Annotated in this window: 22 protein-coding genes; 10 read left to right on the plus strand and 12 right to left on the minus strand. The window is 40.2% G+C overall.

Annotated features, from left to right (window positions below; genetic code table 11):
- Positions 1-73: 73 nt before the first annotated feature.
- From gltX to proB, 4 genes are all read right to left on the minus strand, one after another.
- Positions 74-1,558: a glutamate--tRNA ligase gene (gltX, locus tag H5092_RS01325; protein WP_182721375.1), complete on the minus strand. Its 1,485-nt coding sequence runs from the start codon at positions 1,556-1,558 to the stop codon at positions 74-76.
- A 39-nt stretch (positions 1,559-1,597) separates the two neighbouring features.
- Complete coding sequence (locus tag H5092_RS01330) at positions 1,598-1,957, minus strand: glutaredoxin domain-containing protein (protein WP_002961611.1); 360 nt, start codon at positions 1,955-1,957, stop codon at positions 1,598-1,600.
- Positions 1,958-2,013: 56 nt separating this feature from the next.
- Complete coding sequence (locus H5092_RS01335) at positions 2,014-2,988, minus strand: GGDEF domain-containing protein (protein ID WP_182695723.1); 975 nt, start codon at positions 2,986-2,988, stop codon at positions 2,014-2,016.
- A gap of 101 nt (positions 2,989-3,089) precedes the next feature.
- Entirely contained in the window at positions 3,090-4,193 is a 1,104-nt protein-coding gene (gene proB, locus H5092_RS01340) for a glutamate 5-kinase (RefSeq protein WP_024597326.1), read from the minus strand.
- Between the two features lie 119 nt (positions 4,194-4,312).
- Here proB and H5092_RS01345 point away from each other — a divergent pair, with 119 nt between their 5' ends.
- Positions 4,313-5,272: a DMT family transporter gene (locus H5092_RS01345; protein WP_024597327.1), complete on the plus strand. Its 960-nt coding sequence runs from the start codon at positions 4,313-4,315 to the stop codon at positions 5,270-5,272.
- Here H5092_RS01345 and H5092_RS01350 read toward each other — a convergent pair.
- From H5092_RS01350 to pdsO, 3 genes are read right to left on the minus strand one after another with little or no spacing between them, the layout of a single operon-like run.
- Positions 5,167-5,772 (minus strand): class GN sortase, encoded by a 606-nt coding sequence (locus H5092_RS01350; protein WP_182721374.1) that lies wholly within the window; start codon positions 5,770-5,772, stop codon positions 5,167-5,169. The two genes, H5092_RS01345 and H5092_RS01350, sit on opposite strands and share 106 nt — an antisense overlap.
- A complete protein-coding gene (locus H5092_RS01355) occupies positions 5,769-7,787 on the minus strand; it encodes a marine proteobacterial sortase target protein (protein ID WP_182732756.1) in 2,019 nt (672 codons plus the stop codon). Before H5092_RS01355 ends, H5092_RS01350 begins: the two co-directional genes overlap by 4 nt.
- A 46-nt stretch (positions 7,788-7,833) precedes the next feature.
- Complete coding sequence (pdsO, locus tag H5092_RS01360; RefSeq protein WP_024597605.1) at positions 7,834-8,565, minus strand: sortase-associated OmpA-like protein PdsO; 732 nt, start codon at positions 8,563-8,565, stop codon at positions 7,834-7,836.
- 204 nt (positions 8,566-8,769) lie between these two features.
- On the opposite strand from pdsO, the gene pdsR reads away from it, so the two are divergent.
- The 3 genes from pdsR to H5092_RS01375 all read left to right on the plus strand — a co-directional run bounded on the left by pdsR (position 8,770) and on the right by H5092_RS01375 (position 12,043).
- A complete protein-coding gene (pdsR, locus tag H5092_RS01365; protein WP_182732757.1) occupies positions 8,770-9,459 on the plus strand; it encodes a proteobacterial dedicated sortase system response regulator in 690 nt (229 codons plus the stop codon).
- A complete protein-coding gene (pdsS, locus tag H5092_RS01370; RefSeq protein WP_182732758.1) occupies positions 9,459-11,597 on the plus strand; it encodes a proteobacterial dedicated sortase system histidine kinase in 2,139 nt (712 codons plus the stop codon). Before pdsR ends, pdsS begins: the two co-directional genes overlap by 1 nt.
- A 281-nt stretch (positions 11,598-11,878) precedes the next feature.
- Positions 11,879-12,043, plus strand: a complete 165-nt coding sequence (locus H5092_RS01375) for a hypothetical protein (protein WP_164487638.1) — start codon at positions 11,879-11,881, stop codon at positions 12,041-12,043.
- 5 nt (positions 12,044-12,048) lie between these two features.
- Here the strand turns inward: H5092_RS01375 and H5092_RS01380 are convergent, their stop codons facing one another.
- Positions 12,049-13,299 carry a multifunctional CCA addition/repair protein gene (locus tag H5092_RS01380; protein ID WP_182732759.1) on the minus strand — a complete coding sequence of 417 codons (1,251 nt, stop codon included), beginning with the start codon at positions 13,297-13,299 and terminating at the stop codon, positions 12,049-12,051.
- A 132-nt stretch (positions 13,300-13,431) separates the two neighbouring features.
- Between H5092_RS01380 and H5092_RS01385 the strand changes: the two genes are divergently transcribed.
- Complete coding sequence (locus tag H5092_RS01385; protein WP_007581571.1) at positions 13,432-13,659, plus strand: hypothetical protein; 228 nt, start codon at positions 13,432-13,434, stop codon at positions 13,657-13,659.
- Between the two features lie 30 nt (positions 13,660-13,689).
- On the opposite strand, the gene H5092_RS01390 is transcribed toward H5092_RS01385, so the two are convergent.
- From H5092_RS01390 to H5092_RS01405, 4 genes are read right to left on the minus strand one after another with little or no spacing between them, the layout of a single operon-like run.
- Positions 13,690-14,190 (minus strand): DUF1543 domain-containing protein, encoded by a 501-nt coding sequence (locus tag H5092_RS01390; RefSeq protein WP_002961636.1) that lies wholly within the window; start codon positions 14,188-14,190, stop codon positions 13,690-13,692.
- A gap of 8 nt (positions 14,191-14,198) precedes the next feature.
- Positions 14,199-15,548: a sigma 54-interacting transcriptional regulator gene (locus H5092_RS01395; protein ID WP_024597600.1), complete on the minus strand. Its 1,350-nt coding sequence runs from the start codon at positions 15,546-15,548 to the stop codon at positions 14,199-14,201.
- Positions 15,549-15,550: 2 nt separating this feature from the next.
- Positions 15,551-16,096, minus strand: a complete 546-nt coding sequence (locus H5092_RS01400) for a hypothetical protein (RefSeq protein WP_182732760.1) — start codon at positions 16,094-16,096, stop codon at positions 15,551-15,553.
- 1 nt (position 16,097) lies between these two features.
- Positions 16,098-17,555: a sensor histidine kinase KdpD gene (locus tag H5092_RS01405; protein WP_182711487.1), complete on the minus strand. Its 1,458-nt coding sequence runs from the start codon at positions 17,553-17,555 to the stop codon at positions 16,098-16,100.
- Between the two features lie 330 nt (positions 17,556-17,885).
- Here H5092_RS01405 and H5092_RS01410 point away from each other — a divergent pair, with 330 nt between their 5' ends.
- The 5 genes from H5092_RS01410 (at position 17,886) to H5092_RS01430 (ending at position 20,847) form a co-directional block, all read left to right on the plus strand.
- The gene (locus tag H5092_RS01410) at positions 17,886-18,119 is read left to right on the plus strand and encodes an EF-hand domain-containing protein (RefSeq protein ID WP_002961641.1); all 234 of its coding nucleotides are present in this window, start codon (positions 17,886-17,888) and stop codon (positions 18,117-18,119) included.
- 24 nt (positions 18,120-18,143) lie between these two features.
- Positions 18,144-18,371 (plus strand): hypothetical protein, encoded by a 228-nt coding sequence (locus H5092_RS01415; protein ID WP_024597597.1) that lies wholly within the window; start codon positions 18,144-18,146, stop codon positions 18,369-18,371.
- 178 nt (positions 18,372-18,549) lie between these two features.
- Entirely contained in the window at positions 18,550-18,786 is a 237-nt protein-coding gene (locus H5092_RS01420; RefSeq protein WP_182732761.1) for an EF-hand domain-containing protein, read from the plus strand.
- A gap of 9 nt (positions 18,787-18,795) precedes the next feature.
- Positions 18,796-19,032 carry a calcium-binding protein gene (locus tag H5092_RS01425; RefSeq protein ID WP_002961647.1) on the plus strand — a complete coding sequence of 79 codons (237 nt, stop codon included), beginning with the start codon at positions 18,796-18,798 and terminating at the stop codon, positions 19,030-19,032.
- Positions 19,033-19,164: 132 nt separating this feature from the next.
- Positions 19,165-20,847 carry an amidohydrolase gene (locus H5092_RS01430; protein ID WP_182732762.1) on the plus strand — a complete coding sequence of 561 codons (1,683 nt, stop codon included), beginning with the start codon at positions 19,165-19,167 and terminating at the stop codon, positions 20,845-20,847.
- Positions 20,848-20,892 lie beyond the last annotated feature (45 nt).

Here is a 20,892-nt window from a genome sequence, read left to right on the forward strand (position 1 = left end):
GCTAAACAGCCTGAAACAAAAAAGCCGAACTTATTTTACTAAGCTCGGCTTTTAAAAGTACATTGTTTAGTAATTATGCACTTGGGTATTCGCGGTACGCACGCTCTATATTTTTAGCCTGCTTTTTAGAAATACCTAAATGAGCAAGTGCAACACGTAAACGAGCACGTGATAAGTCAGAGCCTAATATTTCCATTGCATCAAGCACTGACGTACTTGATGTTTTGCCTGTAATTGCGACAAAAATTGGCTCTAAAAAGTCTTTAATTTTAAGCTCGTGGAATGTAGCCACTTCTTTTGCAATTGCAAAAATAGCGGGCTTATCAAAGCTACGTAAGCCTTCTAGCTGCCATACAAAAAATTGTAGTGCTTGGCGTATTACGTTTTCGTCTGCTTTACCAGCTGTTAATAGCGCAGGATCGTAAGTTGGAATACCACCTACAAAGTGCCCTGCCAGCTCAACCATATCCGAAAGGGTATTAATACGCGTTTTAGCCTCAGGTAATACTTTAGCTAACATTTCACCGTTAAACTTCCAATCAACAAAGCGCTGAATTAACTGCTCGTCGGTTAAATTTTCACGGATCCACATGCCGTTTAACCAGCTTAATTTATCCACGTCGAATACTGGGCCACCAAGCGATACGCGCTTCATGTCAAAGTTTTCAATCATTTCATCAAGTGTGAACTTTTCACGCTCATCTGGCATTGACCAACCCATACGACCTAAGTAGTTAAGCACGGCTTCTGGTAGGTAACCCATTTCTTTATAGTAGTTAATAGACGTTGGATTTTTACGCTTAGACAGCTTTGATTTATCTGGGTTACGTAGTAATGGTAAATGACCAAGTACCGGCGCTTCCCAACCAAAATCTTCATAAAGTTTTAATAACTTAGGTGCTGAGTTAATCCACTCTTCGCCACGGAAAATATGACTAATTTGCATATGGTGGTCATCAACTACGTTCGCTAAAAAGTACGTTGGGAAACCATCCGCTTTTAAAAGCACTTGCATGTCTACGTTTTCCCACGGGATCTCAATTTCATCTCGTAGGTAGTCGTTAAACTTAAATGTGCCTTCGCTTGGGATTTTCATACGTATAACGTAAGGTTTGCCTGCCGCTAAGTTTGCTTTAATTTCTTCATCTGTATGGTTTAAACCACGACCGTCGTATTTAGGGCGCAAGCCTTCTGCCATTTGCTCTTCACGCATTTGATCAAGCTCTTCGCTTGTTGCAAAGCAGTAAAACGCTTTCCCATCGTCAACTAACTGATGCGCGTATTTTTTATATAAATCGCTACGCTCAGATTGACGGTAAGGACCAAATTCGCCACCCACATCAGGACCATGATCCCACTCAAGCCCTAACCAGCGTAAGCTATCCATAATCGCAAGTTCAGACTCTGGCGTGCTACGTACTTGGTCTGTATCTTCTATACGAAGTACAAATTCACCGCCTTGTTGTTTAGCAAAACAGTAGTTAAATAAGGCGATATAAGCGGTGCCAAGATGCGGGTCACCAGTTGGCGACGGGGCAACACGGGTGCGAATTGTCATGGTAAATTCTCTTTAAATAAGTGAGATAATAAAAGTGGTTTATGCAGCTACTTTGTTTAAGTAAGCAATAATATCGTTTGATTCATACAGCCATTGTACTTGGCCATTTTTCTCTATACGCAGGCAAGGCACTTTAACTTTGCCGCCTTGCTCAAGAAGCTCTTGACGATATTGCTCATTATTTTTTGCATCACGCGTTTCTATGTTTAAGCCTTCGCGCTTAATAGCGCGGCGTACTTTTACACAAAACGGGCATGCTTTAAATTGGTACAGTTTAAATTGTGAGGTTTGCTGATCAAGCTGTGCTTGCTCGTCGCTTGCACGCTTTTTACTGCGAGGAGTAAATACAAAATTAAAGAATAAGATTATACAACCTAAAAACCAACGAACTAATTTCATGTTCTGTGCTCTGCTTACAACAATTTAAGGAGCCAGATTTTAGCACAAATTTACAATCAAAAAAGCTCAATACTATTATCTATCTTTGGTTCGTTATTAACTTCTAATTCACTGTAGGAGGTAACTCTATTACGGCCAGTATTTTTAGAGTAGTAAAGCGCTAAATCAGCCTGATTTACAATACTCGATACAGTATCAATACTCACTAACTCTAAAAAACCAATGCTAATGGTTAATTGGCCAATTTGTGGAAAAGGGTATTGGGCAACATTAAGGCGTAACCGGTTAAGTGCAACGTGTGCATCAGTCTCTGTTTTTGCTTGAAATAACATTGCAAATTCTTCACCACCATACCTAAATACATAGTCTTCAATCCTAAAATTATTTTTTAGTAGCCGTGCAACAAGTAAAATAACCTCATCGCCAATTACATGCCCGTAGTTATCATTAATATTTTTAAAGTTGTCGATATCGGCAATAGCTAAATACCAACGTCGCTTTTTATTGTTATCATTTCTTGGTAACAAAAAACCGTTACCCGATACAATCTCAATTACTTTTTTATCAAATGTTTGCCTATTTAAAAGCTCTGTAAGTGGATCTAACCGCGACTTATATAATAGCCCAAGCTGATTAGCATAAATATTTAAAATATGTACAGCTAACATAGTTATTCGTTCTGGTAATTCTTGCTCGGTTTCTATTAATAAAGTGCCGACTACTTTTCCAAAATGATAAATAGGCACGTAACTTGATGTGCTACTAAAGGCATAGCTCACCCTAATTTTATTTTGAGTGACCTTTTGTAATAACAATGATGCTTCATCTGGGCTTAATTGCTCTAAATTACTGTTTGAATTAATAAGAGTAGGGGGTATGGGGGCTGAAAAATTTTTATTGACGTAAATGGCAAAATTATCAACTTCGAGCAAGTCGCTAATTATTTGTATTAATGCGCTATCTAAATCACTTTCTTCCTCTTGCTGGGTAAGCTTAATAATCCATTCGTGCCCACACTTATTTGCCTTCATTACACTGCCTAAACTAATTAAACTTTTATTAGTCTAGACAATACTCATGAATTTACTAAGTTATGAGGTAATACTTATTAACTAATCCTTTAGAATAGGTATTAAAGTAATACTAAGTCGTCGCGATGCAATACTTCTGCACCACTATCGTATTCAAGTAACTCACCTATTTGATTTGAGTGTGCGCCTTTGATTTTATTTACCTCGGTACTGCTAAAACGCGTTAAGCCACGTGCAATTACTTGATTTTTAGTATCTATTAAATCAATTAAATCGCCTCTTTCAAAACGTCCAAATGCATTAGTAACGCCTTTAGCAAGTAAGCTTGCACCTTTATTTTGAAGGGCACTAATAGCACCTGCATCTATAACAATTTGGCCGGTACTTTTAGGCCCAGCTAGTAGCCATTTTTTACGGCCATCTTTTGGGGCGGTGAGTTTTAAAAAGCGTGTACCAGGTAACTCGTCACTCATACATTTTAAAATAACGTTTTTACCAGCGCCTTTAGCAATAATGACTTCAACGCCTGCACGCCTTGCAATGTCGGCTGCTTGTAATTTGGTTGCCATGCCGCCAGTACCTAAGTTTGTACCACTGCCACCAGCAAGTTGGCGCAGCTCATCGTTTATATGTGTTACTTCACCAATGAGGGTGGCATCGGCATTGGTGCGAGGATCGCTGGTAAATAACCCTTCTTGATCGGTAAGTAGCAATAATTTATTAGCATTAGCCAAAATAGCAACAAGTGCCGATAAATTATCGTTGTCGCCTACTTTTATTTCACTGGTAGCGACTGCGTCATTTTCGTTAATGATGGGCACAACATCGTAATTTAATAACGCATTGAGTGTATCGCGGGCATTAAGGTAGCGCTCTCTGTCGTCTACATCAGCGCGGGTAAGCAGCATTTGCCCTACATTTACCCCATATAAAGCAAACAAGCTCTGCCAAATATGAATAAGTTGACCTTGTCCAATTGCAGCAAGCATTTGTTTATCAATTAAGCTTCTGCCACAGGGTTTTAATAGTTGTTCGCGCCCAGCAGCTACCGCGCCGCTCGACACTAAAATAACCTGATGCCCCTGCTTTTTAAGCTCGCAGCATTGGCGTACTAATTCAACCATATGTGCTTTGTCTAGCTTATCGGTGCCGCCAGTTAGTACGCTTGTACCAAGCTTTACAACTATTACCTGTTCCCTTTGCATGTGCTTTTTACTATTGATTAATTAAAGATGAATTAATTTATACCAGCTCGGTATTTTTGAACAAGTTAAAAATTTTCATGCTAGGATCTGATTTTATTAAATTAAGTAAATTACTCTCTATGCCTGCCAGTTTATGTTTAATTATTGCCACCTTTTTATGGGGCAGCTCTTTTATTGCGCTCAAATACGCCATTGCTATTTACGACCCTGCATTGGTGATATTTTTACGCATGCTCACCACGTTAGTTTTGTCGCTTTGTTTATGGCGCTACGTTATTCGGTTTGAGTACTTAAAAGGTGACTGGAAGTATTTAGTGGGTATGTCGCTTGCTGAGCCTTGCTTATACTTTTTATTTGAAGGCCATGCAATGGAATACACATCAGCCTCGCAGGCTGGTGTTATTGTCTCTTGCTTGCCTATTATTATTGCGTTGCTTGCCTTTGTATTACTTAAAGAGCATATAAGCAAAGCCATTGTTGTCGGTTTTACGCTGTGTATAGGCGGCAGTATTTTACTTACGCTTCTTTCACCAAGTACCGACCAAGCACCTAATCCGTTACTAGGTAACTTTTTAGAGCTTATGGCGATGGTGTGCGCTGCATTTTATACCGTAAGTATTAAACATTTAGCTAATCGCTACTCGCCCCTGACTTTAATTGCTTTGCAAGGTATTAGCGGCAGCTTGTTTTTTGCGCCGTTTTTATTTTTTATCGACCTACCAAGCGAAAACCAGCACGACTTAACTGCGCTCATGAGCATTTTGTATTTAGGTTCGTGTGTAACCCTTGGCGGCTACGGCATGTACAACTATGCAATTAGCAAAGTATCAGTATTAACCGCGGCTGCGTACTCTAATTTAATTCCTATTTTTACACTTATTTTATCAGCTATTATTTTGGGCGAAGTGCTCAACGTTTGGCAATGGCTGAGCATATTTGTGGTATTTATTGGCGTAATGGTAAGCCAGCGCCATCAAGAACTCGTGGTTGATATACCGCTTAGCGAATCAGGCGAAGACATTTGCGCAGATACAAGCAACCTTAAATCAGTACCAGAGGCAAGTGAATCAAAAGGGTAACAGGTAAGCAAATACAGCCCAGGTGTTTGTAAAAATGAGTTTTGGGATTGATGAATAACCTCAATCCCCGTTACCTTATAATTTTGAATCACCCCACTTTGCAGTTGCAAAGTAAACGCCTCTCCCACTTTGGCGTGTTGTAAAAATGCAAAGTGGGTGTCGTTATGCCCTGCTATTAGCGCGCCTTTTTCGTTTCCAAACTCTTTTCCGCCCAGCTCCCCTGCGGGTAAAAATTGGCTAGGCGCAAACGCTAAATTGCGACCACTCGCTCCAGCTAATACACTTAATGTTTTATTATGGCTTGGCCAATCAAGCTTTGCAGTCACGTAGCTGTCGGCGTAATACCACGGCTTTACTTTAGTGCCGGGTGATTTAAGCGCCTCTTGCCATGCTTGCTCAATTAATACTTGAGCAAGCCACGCTTTTGCCTGCATATAAGCGCCGTGACCAAATAATCCAAGCCCAGCTATTAGTAAACCCGCGCTTAGCCACTTTTTCATTTACGTGCCCTGCTTAACTTAAATGATCGGTTTATTTTAAGGGCGCTAGATCCCAATAATAAAATACAGCCTAGTAATATATGTAACCTGCTTTGCCCATCGGTTTGCGGTAAACGCATTGCCATACCTTGTGGTACTGCATTAGTAGCTTGCGCCGTTTGCTCTGCCACTTCTTTTATTTGAGTTTGTTCAATCGCTATAAAAGCAGTAAACGGGCTAAGTAATTGATGAGTAAGCGCAAGCTCCTGTACTTCATCTTTAACTGTATTTTGCTCGTTGTATAAAAGTAATGACTTGATTTTTTGGCGCGCCCACAGTTTTGCTATACCTTGAGCGCTTGAGCTATTTTGTGTACTTAATTTAATACTTAAAGGACCTTGTGCTGTTTGCCCAGCAAGTACCACATTTTTAGCATTATTAAGTTTTATGGCGACCATGATAGGCTCACCAAAATATAAATCAGGTAGTGGTGACGGCCAAAAATCTAAGCTGTTACCGCTTTCATCGCTTAGCCCCAAATTAGTAATAGCCGGATGTGCAAGCTTATCAAACAACTGCTGCATTTTAGGTTGCACCTCGCTTGTGCTGCCTATAAACGTAAATGAGCCTTTACCTATATCTGCCGCTCGGCGCATAAAAAAGCTATTCGGTGCGCTGCCAATACCCACTGTAAATAAGCGGCTATCGCCTAATTTACTTTGAATATTTTTAAATAATGCATCTTCATTACTTACGCTGCCATCAGTTAAAAATACAACTTGGCGCACAAAACCATCAAACTCGCTACCATCAAGTACGGCATTAAGCGCACCTTGTATTTCAGTGCCACCGTCGGCCTCTAGGCTATAAATAAATCGCTCTGCACGGCGTAAATTAAAGTCACTGGCTATAAGTGGTTTATCGCTCATTGGAGTTACTATGTTGTCAAAACCAATAATGTTAAAGCTGTCGTCGCTATCAAGTAATGAAAGTGCATAAAACAACGCTTTTTTAGCTTGCTCCATAGATTGCCCATGCATAGAGCCTGACGTATCAACTACAAATACCATTTCACGAGGTAAGCGCTGTGTTTGTGTGAAATGATCCCCTGGTGGCATTAGCATAGCAAGCCCGTATCGGTCACCATTTTCAAACTGCTGAGTAAAAAATGCGGCTTGAGCTTGCTCTTTTTGCAGCGGTTTAAACTCAAGTACAAAGTCGCGATTAACTGCATTTGTCTCATTTAACGCTATTTTATATTGTCCAAACGCGGTGTTTTGCACATCAACATTGTGAAATTTAGAATTGATATCCACCAGCTCTAAGCCTACGTCTATATCTATGTTTAAGCTAAATTGGCTGCTTGGTACGTTATCATTTTGATTACTGCTTTTAATACTGTAAACAGGGCTTAACCATCCCGTTGGGAGTGAGTTAACGTGCGTTTGGTTCTGAGTACTCACCTCAACTTCACCACTAATCGCGTGATAACGCGGTGTAATGGTAGTAGGAAATCTAATAGCAAATGTGCCGCTGCTGTAATCAATTATTTCTTGATACTCAAGCTCAATAATTACTTGCTCACCAGGGCCAATATTTGCCACATTCGTAATAAACATATTGGCGCGTTGCTGGCGTACAAGGGCCGCTTGCTTACCTGCTTTTTTAGCCTCCTCGTATTTTTTTTCGGCCTCTACCTTTTTATCAATTTGGCCTTTAATGACTCGCTCACCTATACGCATAGTCATGGCATGTACGGCGCTTTCATCAGGCAATGGAAAAACGTAGCGCGCATTAACCGCAAACGGGTTTTCGTTTTGATAGGTTTGCGTAACTACAACATGATTAATTAGGCCGGTTAAGGTCATATTGGCGTCGCTTTTTAATATTATTGCTGGGCCTGCTGGCGCACCATTGCTATCAAAAAGCTCTAACTTGGGTGATTGCGCATGGCTTTTGAAGCTCGCTAACAGCACAATCGCTATGAATATAAAAATGCTTACTTTAGTAAGCATTTTGGTCGGTTTACTCAACATAAAATCACTCCATCGAACGCTTTGTTTTACTTAGATTCAGTTAGATTTAGTTACTCGCCGTTTGGCCATTTACTGAGTTCATTGAGCGAGTGGTAAGCGTTACGCGTCTATCAAAAAAGTTATCTTCCACCGTGTTACTGTTAGCCAATGTTTGCTGCTCGCCAAATGCCTGCGTGCTTAAGCGTTTATGGCTCACGCCGTGTTTTATTAAATAGCTTTGCACGGCATTTACACGTGCTTTGGAAAGTAAAAGGTTGGCTTGCTCATCGCCTCGTTGATCGGCAAAGCCACTTAAATCAAGTGCGAGTTGTGGTTGGTTGTTTAACAAGGTAACCAGTTGGTCTAACTGCAGCGCAAAATGCGGGGCAATAACACTTGAACCTGTTTTAAATTGCACCGTCATCGCCAATAAGTTATTAATTTGAACTTGAGTTAACTGCTCATTTTGATTGGCAAGCACTTCTAGCTGTTGCTCTAACATATTGTTGTGGTTAAGCACGTGTTGGTAATCGCTGGTTTTTTCTTTCATAACCGTAATTGCACGCTCTTGCTCTGCAATTTTGTTATCAGCTACTTTTGAATCACCTATTAAACCACCGGCAAATGCCCCAATAAACGCACCTATTGGCCCGCCTACTACGCCGCCAATAATAGCGCCTGCACCTAAACCAATAGCCGTTTCTTTATGGGCTTCTTTTGATGGCGTGTTAGATGTTGAGGCAATTGCTGGAGTACAAAAAATAGCAACGAGTGTTAACGCAATTAATGTCTTCTTCATGATTTGATCCTTAAACTTACTTTTTAATTTGTGATGTTTTGTTTTGATGGACCTATTAAAACAAGCTCAAGTGGCAACAAAGGGGATCAAAAATGGCAAACTGCTGAGCAATTGTGGCAAAAAAATGGCAATTGCCTTTTTAAGCGTACTTAGCTTAAAAACTTCGATATAGTGCACAACAGAGCCGATAGGATAATGATTAAGATGAAAAAAATAGCCATCGTTGAAGATGAACCCGCAATCCGCGAAAACTACATAGAAATGTTGAGTGCACAGGGCTACCAAGTAAGTGGCTTTGCCGATCGCGCCAGCGCTGAAGCTGAATTTAAAAATGCCCTGCCCGATTTAGCCATTGTTGATATTGGCCTAGGCCATGAAATAGATGGTGGTTTTTTACTGTGCCAAACATTGCGTTCGCTTTCTAAAACACTGCCTATTATTTTTTTAACCGCCCGCGATAGCGAAATAGATACCGTATGCGGCCTACGCATGGGCGCCGACGACTACCTAACAAAAGACATAAGCTTGGCTCACTTGGCTGCACGTATTGGTGCGCTATTTCGCCGAATGGAAGCACTTGAACAACCCACTGATGCAAATGCACTCATAACACGCGGGCAGTTAACGCTCGACACGCAACGTATGCAGGTATTTTGGCAGCAACAATTAGTTGATTTAACCGTAACCGAATTTTGGATGCTGCATTCACTCGCCCAGCGACCAGGCCATGTTAAAAGCCGTAACGATTTAATGAGCGATGCAAAAATTTATGTAGACGACAGCACTATTACTTCCCACGTAAAACGTATTCGTAAAAAGTTTATAGCACTCGACAGCACCTTTGATTGCATAGATACCGTGTATGGCATGGGCTATCGGTGGGAACAACACTAATGCTACGATTTGGTCTGCGCAGTAAATTTATATTACTTTCATGTTTTTTGTTTTTGCTGCCGTGGCTTGGCTACGAGTACGTATGGGAAATGGAAAAGTTTTTACGCCAAGGCCAAGAAAAAACCCTCGTAGGCACCACTCGTGCACTTGCTACTGCATTACATGAGCGCCCTGCATTATTTGACGAGCAAACTAACTTTTTAGACCAAGTAGTAAAAGGCCGCGATTTATACGCTTATAATCTTAAAAACCCTATTCAGCTCGACGGTAAACTTAACGATTGGGAAAGTTACCAGCCGTTATTTTGGCATTACGACAAGCGCTACTTACAAAAAACAGATAACAAACATCAAGCCAGTGACTTATCGTTTGATCATATGGTTGGCAAGTTTGATAACTACTTATACGCCGCATTTAAAGTCACCGACAATACCCTTATTTATCGCGCTAAAAATAGTTTAAGCATTACCAATAACGATTATTTACAAATTGGCTTAAAAACGCCTGACGGCCAGTTTAATACTTACATTATTGCGCCACGCCAAGATGGCTGGGTTAATGCGTTTGATGCAAATACCAAAGCCCCTTTTACAAAAATTCAGGGCTATTTTGAAAGTACCGAATCAGGTTATAACGTAGAGCTGCGCTTTCCTATTAGCATGCTGGGCAACAAACTTGGCTTTGCTATTGTTGACATTGATAGTAAAGAGGCATTGCTAGAGCCTAAAATAATGTCGACCTCAAACTTAAATAACCCAAACGATTTAGGCTCGGTATTAGTCCCTTCCCCAGAAATTAGCCGTATTTTAAAAGGTATGGGCCACAGTGGTAGCCGCATTTGGGTGGTTGATAACCATCATCGTGTACTTGCGCAATCGGGTACTATTCAAAATGCAGATGGCGTATGGGCTGATGGACTTGCTAACAAAGCACCTGAAACTTGGTGGCAGCGCTTTGAGCAAAATTACTTACACCCAATTTACTATAAAATATTAACGCGCCCCGAAAATGAGTTTTTAGATACCCTGCACGATGTAGCTTCTATGCAGGGCACACATTTAGCGAAAGCATTAAAAGGACAACCTGCATCGTCTTGGCGATTAACACCCGACAGTAAAGCCGTTATTTTATCGGCCGCTTACCCTATTTGGATTCAAGACCAGGTAATTGGCGCGGTAATAGCAGAGGAAACCACAAACGGCGTACGTACGCTGCGTAACAAATCGCTCGAAAAACTCTTTAACGTTATTTTAGCTGTGATGCTAATTGGTACTGTCACCTTGTTCTTTTTTGCCTCACGTATATCGAACCGAATTAGGCGACTGCGCGATACTGCTGAGCAAGCGATTGATGCACAAGGGCGTGTTACAGGGAGTATTAATTACAGCGATGCTAACGATGAAATTGGCGACCTGTCTCGTAGTTTTTCAAACATTGTGAGCCGACTTGGTGGCTATACCGATTACTTAGAAAATATGTCGTCACGGTTATCCCACGAGCTGCGCACGCCAGTTGCCGTAGTGCGCTCATCACTCGAGAACTTACAAAGCTTGCCACAAAACGAGCTGAGTCAAAAATACCTTGACCGCGCCAGTGAAGGCGTTGAACGCTTAGGTAAAATAATAACCACCATGAGCGAAGCCACTCGCCTTGAGCAAAGCATTCAAAGCAACGAACCTGAACCTTTTGATTTACAAAAAGTAATAAATGGCTGCATGCAAGGCTATCAGCTTACTTACCCAAACCAGTTATTTACGCTTGATGTATGCCAAAACAAATTACCTATGCAAGGTGCTCCGGAGTTTATAGCTCAGCTGCTTGATAAACTTATTAATAACGCGCTGGAGTTTAGTGAAGCCAATACGGCTATTAATGTAGGCCTTAAGCAGAGCGAAAATAAAGCAACATTAACTGTGAGTAATACTGGTCCCGCTTTACCTGAAGGGTTAACTGAGCATATTTTTGATTCAATGGTGTCGGTACGTAGCCAGCAAATGCAGCAACAGCCACATTTGGGATTAGGGCTTTATATTGTAAGGCTGGTGTGCGACTACCATAAAGGCAGTGTAACCGCGCAAAACAACGAACAAGGTGATGGTGTAGTATTTACCGTAACACTGCCGTTAGTTAATGGTTAAGGCTGTATTTATACCGTTATATTTGTACCGTTATATTTATAGCCACAGCATTATATGCAAATAGTAAGTACGCAATAAATTAAATTCAGCTGTATATTTTTAGTTAAAAAGAGTTACTTTAATTTATCTTAACTCTATATAAATTAACAAATAAACCCCTCTCATCCCTTAAAACCCGCCAGTTACAATTTAGTACAACTTCAAATGTAACTATTCACTTTTTATTCAGTCGAATGACCATACCCTACATCATATTAAAGTATTAAATTGAAGGAATACTCATGAAACCATCACTAGAGCGTGAAGAACTAGACTTTATTTTTGACTTATACAGGCCCTCTAAAAAACCTGAGCCTGAAGAGATAAAACCAAAAAGCACCAATTACAAAGAGCTAAGAAAGCACGACGCGACTAAAAACCAAGGCGTATCGCACTACTTAGTCTGATTTTATTACGCTTGGGACTTCTCATGTTCTAAAAATGCTTTAATGCAGCTTATTTCTGCAAGTTTTACTTCTTCGCCTATTTCAGGGCCTTTTTTGCCATTTTTAAGTGCATCTTGCACTACTTGTTTCTTATCCATTTTTTGCAGTTCAGTATGAATTGCTCGCAGCTTAGCTGCTTGCGGGTATGGCTTATCGACCAGTGTTTCACCACGCCCTTGTGCATCACATTGGCATGCTTGGGTAAACGCTATAAAACGTTCTGGGTGTACCAACGCATTTAAGTTAGTCACTATTAGCTTGTGAATGGTTTGCGGCCTTAACTGATCAATTGTATGGCAAAGGGTGTGATTATCACTGGTGAGTACGCCAACATCACGAAAACGGTTAGGCACTTTTAAGCGCTCACAAAACGCCTCAATAACTGCAACACCTTCGCGTTCGTGCCCACGTAGGTTTCCATGCTTTTTAAAACTAAGCGCTTTTCCAAAATCATGGGTAAGTGCAGCAAAACGTGCTTCTAAGTTAAAATTTAAATCAGCTGCACGCCTAAGTACCAACATAGTATGAACAAATACATCCCCTTCAGGATGATGGTTTGCCGGTTGCGGTACATTAACCATGCGCTCAAGTTCTGGAAAAATACCTAAACCTTGCAGTGCTTCAAAATAAAGCTCAGGGTGCTTTTCACCCAGTGCTTTTTCAGTTTCAAGCCACACGCGCTCAGATACTAAATGATTTAGCTCACCTTTATTTTTAAGCTCGCGCATTAATGCATAGGTACTTGGGTGAATACGCCAATCACTGCCATAGCGCGCTAAAAAACGGGCAATACGCAGTACTCGAACAGGGTCTTCTACAAATGCCTCAGTGGTGTGGCGCAGTGTTTTATTTTGTAAGTCAGTTTGGCCATTAAACGGGTCAATAATATTACCGTGTTCATCAAGCGCCATTGAATTTATGGTCAAATCACGCCTTGCTAAATCTTCTTCTAGCGTAACGGTTGGGCTGGCATCAACCACAAAGCCTGTATAGCCTTTGCCACTTTTACGCTCTGTGCGCCCTAGTGCATATTCTTCTTTTGTTTTTGGGTGTAAGTAAACCGGAAAGTCACTACCTATTGGCACAAAACCAAGCGATTCCATCGTTTTTGGTGTTTCCCCAATCACTACATAGTCGTTATCTTTTGATTTTATATTTAGCAGTTTGTCGCGCACTGCACCACCAACGAGGTAAACTTGTTTTAAGTTACTTTTCACTTTATTCCCAATAACACTTGCCCAATTGTTTGACGCTAATCATATCATTAATTAAAAAATTCTGCGGTATTTGCCAAGCTTAAGTAAGCTCATTACAATGGCGCATTATTTTTAGCTATAGCCTCACAATTAATGAAAAACCATTCATCAAAAAAAGAACTCATGTTACTACCCATTTTATTAGTGGTTATTTTAATGTGTGTGGCGGGTCACTTTTTACTACAAGCAAATTTTCAAGACAGTAATGTGGTTGAATACATGTTGGCAGCACTGCCGTTTGCTATGTTTGGGTTGGTTATTGTGGCGTTTAAAATGGCGGCTAAAAGCGAAAAGGATGAACAAAACGAGCAGGACTCTTAATCCTACTCTGTTTTAGCTACTTATTATAATTTAAAGTATATGATAGCCAAACCAGTCTGGCTTTATCGGCTGCGATATACCGCTGGGCGTGAGCTTAATGTTTAGCTGGCTGTCGAGTAAATCAATGGCAAAGCAATCGTCCACATCATGTAAATCATCTTTATGAATATGACTAAGCCCTGCGAGCAAATCGTTTTTAGCGCGCTCTTTAGCTTCATGGCTACTGCTTGCAACATACAGTGCAAAGTCATGTTGCTCAGCCATGGAATCACTTCTGTAAGCGCCTAAATTTACAAAATAGAGTTGTTTATTTTGCTCCACATAGCTATCAACAACTTCTACTTTAAAGCCATCAATATGATTAATTGCCATGTAGCTATCCATGTGAACACTACTTCTGTCGCCTACCCATTGGCTTTTTAACTTTGAGTAGGTTTGCTCTATATTCTCCCCTACTACAAAACGAATATCATGCATTTCAATGTGGCAACCTTGAATCCGGCCACCTAAATACACCATAAATAACTGCATGCTTTTCCTTAACCTAAATTATCAACATCAATATTATGCTTTTTAATCAACTTATAAAAATCTGAGCGGTTGCGCTTGGCAAGCTTAGCGCCTTCAGCTACGTTACCACCTGCCATTTTTAAAGTGTTAATTACATAGTCGCGCTCAAACTCTTTTTTAGCGTCGTTTAGTGATAATGGTTCTACGTTTGTTTCGTTACTATTTAGCGCAGCTAACACTAAATGCTCTGAAATAACATCGCTTGGCGTTAATGCTACAACCTGCTCTACTACGTTTTGTAATTGGCGGATATTACCTGGCCAGTCGTAACGTACAAGCGCATGCATAGCATCGCTTGCAAAGTGTTTTTCAGTTTGGTTCATGCGCTTAGCAATGCTTGCACTAAAGTGCTGTGCTAATAAGCTTATATCTTCGCGGCGCTCACACAGTGGCGGTAATTTTAAATTAACTACGTTTAAGCGATAGTATAAATCTTCTCTAAATTGCTGGTTTAAAATAGCTTCAGGAAGATTTTTATGTGTTGCCGACACTATGCGTACATCAATTGCTATCTCTTCTTGAAAACCTACTGGACGAATTGTTTTTTCTTGTAATACGCGCAGTAACTTAACCTGTAAGTTAAGCGGCATATCGCCAATTTCGTCTAAAAATAACGTGCCACCCTGTGCTTGTTGAAACAAACCTTGGTGATCTTTAATTGCACCCGTAAACGAGCCTTTTTTATGACCAAATAATTCGGACTCTAAAAGCTCCCCTGGTACAGCGCCGCAGTTAATTGCAACAAAAGGGCCACCGCTTACATGGCTATGCTGGTGAATCGCCTGTGCGAGTAATTCTTTACCAGTACCACTAGCCCCCGAAATAAGTACATTAACTTGCGTTGGCCCAAGTAGTTTTACTTGCTCTAACAAGTGCAGCATTGCACCACTGCGCGTAACTATATTACTTTTAGGTGCAGCTTCATCGGCGTTAACACCATGAATTTCTATCGCTTTTGCAAGGCTGTCAAATAGCTCATCTTTATCCACTGGTTTAGTTATGAATGCAAAAATGCCCTGCTTAGTTGCCTCTACTGCATCAGGAATTGAGCCGTGCGCTGTCATCATAATGACAGGTAATGCAGGGTAGCGGCTTTGCAGCTGACGATGCAGTGCCATACCATCCATTTCATCCATGCGTAAGTCGGTTATTACGGCGTCAAACACTTGGCTTTTAAGTATTTGTAGTGCGGTTAAGCCGCTTTCGCAGGTTGTTACTTCGTATCCTTTTGATTCAATACGAATAGCGAGCAGTTTTAATAAGCTAGCGTCGTCGTCTACGAGTAATACTTTTGCACCTTGTACTTTAGTTGCGGCCATCGTTACTGCTCCTTCGTTTCTTCTCGTAGTAAAAGTTGCTGCTCAATCGTTGCTAACGATGAGAGGGTTTCTTGCATTTTATTATTAAGTGCTTGCTGCTCTTTTTTAGCATTTATTTGCATAGTTACTTGCTGCTTTTGAAGCCATAAATATTGCTTTATGTCATCAGGCCAAAAGTAAGCAAGATCGAGCTTTAGCAACTGAGTCATTACCGTATTTGGATCATTATTTATGTTTAAGCACATAAATTTAAAAAAGCGTTTAAGCTCGTTTTCGCCTGTAAAAACATTTTTGCTAGGTACCAATTTAAACCCGCCACACTGATTAGCGTGCCATGCAATAACTTGCTCTGCAGGAGGATAGCTTGGTTCAATTTTTGGTCTAGGTTTTGGACTAGGGTTACTGTTTTTGTCGGTCGTTTTTTTTGTATCGACCACAGGTGCAGGTGTAATTGACACACGCTCTTTTTGCCCATTATTAATTTCACAACCTGATATAACCATGCTGCTACTGAGCACACATAAAATAGCGATTAAACGCAAGCGCATGTTAATTAACTCCTAGATTTTTTGTTATGGGAATTTTAATTGAAAACCGGCAACCATGTGGCTCGTTATGCTCAACACTAAGTGTACCTCTTAGCTGTTCAACAGACTCTTTTACAATAGTTAAACCCAGCCCACTGCCTTGCAGCGTAACATTTTTACTGTGTTTACCTTGATAAAATGCGCTGAAAATTTGAGTTTTTTCTTGCTCTTTAATACCGCACCCTTTATCAAGTACAACGATACAAAGCTGGTTTTGCTCAAGCGCTAAATTAATAGTAACGCTTTGCTTATCTTCTGAAAATTTTAAGCCATTTGAAATAAGCTGAATTAAAATCATCTCAATAAGCTCACTAGGTAAAGCAAGCGGTTTGTTAGGTAAAGTATTTTGCCACTGCAGAGCTTGCTGACGCGCAGTTAAGCGATGCTCAAAATGGCTATTAATTTTATTAATAAGAAGACTAAATTCAACTTCGCTTAGGCTATCTTTACTGGTGCGAATCGCATTATAACTCAGCAAACTGTCAATCATTGTACGAAGGCGCACCATAGATTGGCTAATAAGCTCAAGCACTGCTTTTTGCTCAGCGGTAATTGGACCTACTATTTCATCAGTTAATAAGTCAGTGCCTTCGACCATTGAAGCAAGCGGCGTTTTTAGCTCATGAGTTACATGGCGTAAAAAAGTATCTTTTTGCTGCTCAAGCATATGAAGCTGTTCTTGTACCCATTGGAGCTTTTCTCCTAGCTCAACAAGCTCAGCTGAACCTTTCACAGATATTTTTTGCTGCCAATGCCCCTGCCCAAGCTTATCAATAACCGTAGTTAACCCTTTTAGCCGCCCACTTATGCGCCATAAAAAACCTCCCCCAACAATTAAAGTCAGTGGAATAAGTGCCACCAGCCAATTTATAAATGACGCTTGCAGGCTTGTAAGCTCTTTTTGGTTATTGGTAATTTGCGCTTCGTTTTTATCACGTAACCATAAAGTAAGCTCAGCAACTAAATCGCTCACTGGCACAAATAGCTCAGCTTGCTGTTGTTTTTTCTCAACAAGCTCTACATGCGCGGTTTGTAAGGTGGTATATAAGCGTTGCCATTGGTTGATATACTCTTTATTCGTGTTTACAAATTTGAGTTCATCAATGCTTTGTAGGGATGATTGCCATTTATCGACAATGAGCTTATCAAGCGATTCACTTTTTAATACCCAGTTTTGCCTAGTGGCGCGTTCAAGGCTGTTGAGTTCTTGCTTTAAAGTATTAAACGATTTGGTAACTTGGTAGTTGTTACTCACAATACTTTGAGTAACCGCTAATTGCTTGTTAAGCGCATTTAAAAATACAATCACCACTATAGAAAGCGGGAGTAGTGAAAGCAGCATACTCATTGCAAATTGCCCAATTAAATTAGGCCGCCAGTTAAGCATTGCTTGGTATTTTTTAGCTATGGTTGCTGGCATTTCGTTTAGTCCTTTTAAGTTAAGCGCTCTATTATTAAGTGCTTACCTTATACACTAGCTGAACCAGCAATTATATTTAATACGATTAACAGCCAGCACTACAAAACAATGTGTCGCCAAATAGAGACAACGTAACTCGTTGATTTTAATAAACTCCCTTTTAACCCCATTAAATAGTGTTGCAAAAGGCGCACAAAAATTACAATAAACCCAGTAAAAACTTCTCACTGGCTTAAAGCTAAAACAATAACCAACTGAAAAATAACAACAATTATTATTGGCACCATTTTTGTAATAGGAGTAATAACTTTAATCAATAAGGAAATAATTATGAACAAACGCATTTTAGTAATTTCATCATTACTGGCTTTAGGCTTTTTAGGCGCTAATGCACACGCAATGGACGTTCACGCGACTTTTAACGAACTTGATAAAGACAGTAACGGCACATTAAGTGAAGCCGAAGCAGGTGAAGATGCTGTGTTACACGAGAATTTTTCTCAAATTGATACTAATCAAGATGGGCAATTGTCGCTAGATGAATTCAAAAAATTTATTCAATAAACTCATTTAATAAGGAACGTGATTATGAAACAACTTATAGCCGCTTTTTCATTAATGTTTTTAGCAATTAGTGCCACCGTAATTGCATCGCCAACAAATGTGCGTTTTGCCCACTTAGATAAAGACATGGACGGACAAATATCAATTGCAGAAGCAAAGGAAGATAAGGAAGTAATGAGACAATTTGCCGACTTAGATGAAGACGGTGATGAAAAGGTCTCAAAAAAAGAATTTGAAAGCTTTAAACCTTAATGAGTAATTACTGATTAAGCTTTACTTAAGCTTGTTATAGGTAAACTGGAATTAAAAGCATTTGCCATAATCCCTGAGGGAGTGTGTAAAAGGATTTAATGTTGGGAGTTAAATTACGGCAAGTGCTTTTTCCTTTTTTTAGCCATAAACTTTAAATACATCTTTTGGAAGGAACACCATGAAGATACTTCCCCTTGTTATAAGCATCTTAATGCTATTAAGCTTTGATGCCGCTGCACTTGATGTAAAGCAACGCTTTGATCACCTCGATAGCGACAAAAGTGGCTATTTAACGCATGACGAACTTGATCCCCAACCACAACTATTAAACACATTTGTAAAATGGGACAAAAACCAAGATAACCAAATTTCGTTAATCGAATTTAAAAATTACCTTACCAATAACCTCTACTGAGTATTTTTCATGAAAAAAACAAGCTATATAGCGCTTTTTGCGTTTAGTATTTTTAGCACATTAGGCTTTGCTGCAAGCAACAATGTTGCAGAGCAATTTGAAAAACTTGATAGAAACCAGGATGGTTTTTTAACACGTTCAGAAACCGCTGTAGACCCCGCTTTGTGGTCTCGGTTTTCAAGCTACGATCAAGACAAAGACGGCAAGCTAACGCTAAGTGAATACAGTTTATACGCTAGTAAATAAACCCTTTCAAAAGCTAGATATTTTATGTTCTAGCTTTACTGCTTTTTTCTTCATCATAATTTGTCTCACATATTGGTATTATAAAGTTGGGTTTGCTAGTGTTAACGCACTAACAATAAAAAATAATGCCTTATGTCGCTCAAAAAAATAATCAAACCACTCATACTAGCCAGCCTTTGCGCTAGTTCTAGTTACACTCTTGCACAAACAAAAGTAATTTATAACGCAAATGGTTATACCCCTTTATACCAAGGTGAAGTACAGCAGTTTACTACCCTCGTTATTAAAAATGGCAAGGTAGTAAAACTAGGTAGCGATACACTTAAAGATAGCTACCCAGATGCCAAGCTAATTGACGCGCACGGTAATACCTTATTACCAGGCTTAATTGATGCTCATGGGCACGTTATTGGCCTTGGCGATAATTTATCGCAACTTGATGTACGCGGTGCAAAATCGGTTGATGAAGTAACGAATAAACTAAAAGTATTTGCCGATAACAAACAAGGTTGGATTATAGGGCGAGGTTGGAACCAAGAGCTATGGGCTGATACACGCTTTCCTACGGCTAAAGATTTAGACAAAGTAGTTAACGATCGACCTGTGGTGCTTTCTCGAGTTGATAGCCACGCCATTTGGGTTAATTCAAAAGCGCTCGAACTTGCAGGGATTACCGCCCAAACAAAAGCGCCTGAAGGCGGTGAAATAATTAAAGACGAATTTGGCAATCCTACGGGTATTTTTGTAGACAAAGCAGAATCGCTAATTACCCAGCATATGCCAGCCCCTTCAAAACAAGATATAAGTGACTCACTTGATGCAGCAGGTAAACATTTATTAAGTTTAGGCATTACCTCTACTCACGATGCAGGTATTGATAAAACCACATGGGAGGTTTACAAAGAGCGCGGCGACCTTGGTAATTTACCACTGCGTATTGTGGCAATGTTAAGTGGTGCAAGCCCTGATTTAGACACAATGTTAAAGGCAGGCCGGTACCACGACAAAAATGACTTTATGGAAATTCGCAGTGTTAAAGTTTACGCCGATGGCGCATTGGGCTCTCGTGGCGCAGCACTTATTGAAGAATATGCAGACAGACCTGGTCACCATGGTTTAATGCTTGAAACACAAGAGAAACTCGAAGCACTCTTTACACAAAGCTTTAAAAGCGGCTTTAGCGCAAATACTCACGCCATTGGCGACAAAGCAAATAAAGTAGTACTTGATGCCTATCAAAATGTGTTTAAAAAAACGGGCGGTATATTACTACGAAACCGAATAGAGCACGCCCAAATTGTAACCCCTGATGATATCCCTCGCTTTAAAGCGTTAAAAATAATCCCTTCAATGCAGCCAGTGCATGCCACTTCAGATATGCATATGGCAGAGCAGCGTTTAACTGAAAAACAACTAAGCGGCGCCTACGCGTGGCAAACATTTTTACAGCAAGGTTCGGTTGTTGCAGCGGGCTCTGATTACCCTGTAGAGCTTGCAAATCCATTTGATGGTTTGTATTCAGCCATTACACGCATGGATCATAACAAACTACCGGAAAACGGCTGGCGCGCAAGTGAAGTACTAAGCCGCGAAGATGCATTACGTGCATTTACTCTTGGTGGCGCCTATGCAGCTCATCAAGAATTTAAGGTGGGTAGTTTAGAAAAAGGTAAATGGGCCGACTTTATTTTAATTGATAAAGACTACTTTAAAGTACCTGTTGAGGAGATATACAAAACAAACGTACTGCAAACATGGGTAGCAGGAATAAAGCGATACGAAAAAACTAAAACAGAAAATACCACCGAAAAATAAAACTAAAAAAGGGTTAACGCAAGTTAACCCTTTTTGGTTGTGTAG

Origin of the sequence: Pseudoalteromonas sp. SR41-7, assembly GCF_014163935.1 — a bacterium.
GTDB classification, from domain to species: Bacteria; Pseudomonadota; Gammaproteobacteria; order Enterobacterales; family Alteromonadaceae; genus Pseudoalteromonas; species Pseudoalteromonas distincta.

Excerpts from the sequence above, each read along its gene's own strand:
- gltX (WP_182721375.1), bottom strand. The coding sequence starts at position 1,558 with ATGACAATTCGCACCCGTGTTGCCCCGTCGCCAACTGGTGACCCGCAT.
- H5092_RS01330 (WP_002961611.1), bottom strand. The coding sequence starts at position 1,957 with ATGAAATTAGTTCGTTGGTTTTTAGGTTGTATAATCTTATTCTTTAAT.
- H5092_RS01335 (WP_182695723.1), bottom strand. The coding sequence starts at position 2,988 with ATGAAGGCAAATAAGTGTGGGCACGAATGGATTATTAAGCTTACCCAG.
- proB (WP_024597326.1), bottom strand. The coding sequence starts at position 4,193 with ATGCAAAGGGAACAGGTAATAGTTGTAAAGCTTGGTACAAGCGTACTA.
- H5092_RS01345 (WP_024597327.1), top strand. The coding sequence starts at position 4,313 with ATGCCTGCCAGTTTATGTTTAATTATTGCCACCTTTTTATGGGGCAGC.
- H5092_RS01350 (WP_182721374.1), bottom strand. The coding sequence starts at position 5,772 with ATGAAAAAGTGGCTAAGCGCGGGTTTACTAATAGCTGGGCTTGGATTA.
- H5092_RS01355 (WP_182732756.1), bottom strand. The coding sequence starts at position 7,787 with ATGTTGAGTAAACCGACCAAAATGCTTACTAAAGTAAGCATTTTTATA.
- pdsO (WP_024597605.1), bottom strand. The coding sequence starts at position 8,565 with ATGAAGAAGACATTAATTGCGTTAACACTCGTTGCTATTTTTTGTACT.
- pdsR (WP_182732757.1), top strand. The coding sequence starts at position 8,770 with ATGAAAAAAATAGCCATCGTTGAAGATGAACCCGCAATCCGCGAAAAC.
- pdsS (WP_182732758.1), top strand. The coding sequence starts at position 9,459 with ATGCTACGATTTGGTCTGCGCAGTAAATTTATATTACTTTCATGTTTT.
- H5092_RS01375 (WP_164487638.1), top strand. The coding sequence starts at position 11,879 with ATGAAACCATCACTAGAGCGTGAAGAACTAGACTTTATTTTTGACTTA.
- H5092_RS01385 (WP_007581571.1), top strand. The coding sequence starts at position 13,432 with ATGAAAAACCATTCATCAAAAAAAGAACTCATGTTACTACCCATTTTA.
- H5092_RS01390 (WP_002961636.1), bottom strand. The coding sequence starts at position 14,190 with ATGCAGTTATTTATGGTGTATTTAGGTGGCCGGATTCAAGGTTGCCAC.
- H5092_RS01395 (WP_024597600.1), bottom strand. The coding sequence starts at position 15,548 with ATGGCCGCAACTAAAGTACAAGGTGCAAAAGTATTACTCGTAGACGAC.
- H5092_RS01400 (WP_182732760.1), bottom strand. The coding sequence starts at position 16,096 with ATGCGCTTGCGTTTAATCGCTATTTTATGTGTGCTCAGTAGCAGCATG.
- H5092_RS01405 (WP_182711487.1), bottom strand. The coding sequence starts at position 17,555 with ATGCCAGCAACCATAGCTAAAAAATACCAAGCAATGCTTAACTGGCGG.
- H5092_RS01410 (WP_002961641.1), top strand. The coding sequence starts at position 17,886 with ATGAACAAACGCATTTTAGTAATTTCATCATTACTGGCTTTAGGCTTT.
- H5092_RS01415 (WP_024597597.1), top strand. The coding sequence starts at position 18,144 with ATGAAACAACTTATAGCCGCTTTTTCATTAATGTTTTTAGCAATTAGT.
- H5092_RS01420 (WP_182732761.1), top strand. The coding sequence starts at position 18,550 with ATGAAGATACTTCCCCTTGTTATAAGCATCTTAATGCTATTAAGCTTT.
- H5092_RS01425 (WP_002961647.1), top strand. The coding sequence starts at position 18,796 with ATGAAAAAAACAAGCTATATAGCGCTTTTTGCGTTTAGTATTTTTAGC.
- H5092_RS01430 (WP_182732762.1), top strand. The coding sequence starts at position 19,165 with ATGTCGCTCAAAAAAATAATCAAACCACTCATACTAGCCAGCCTTTGC.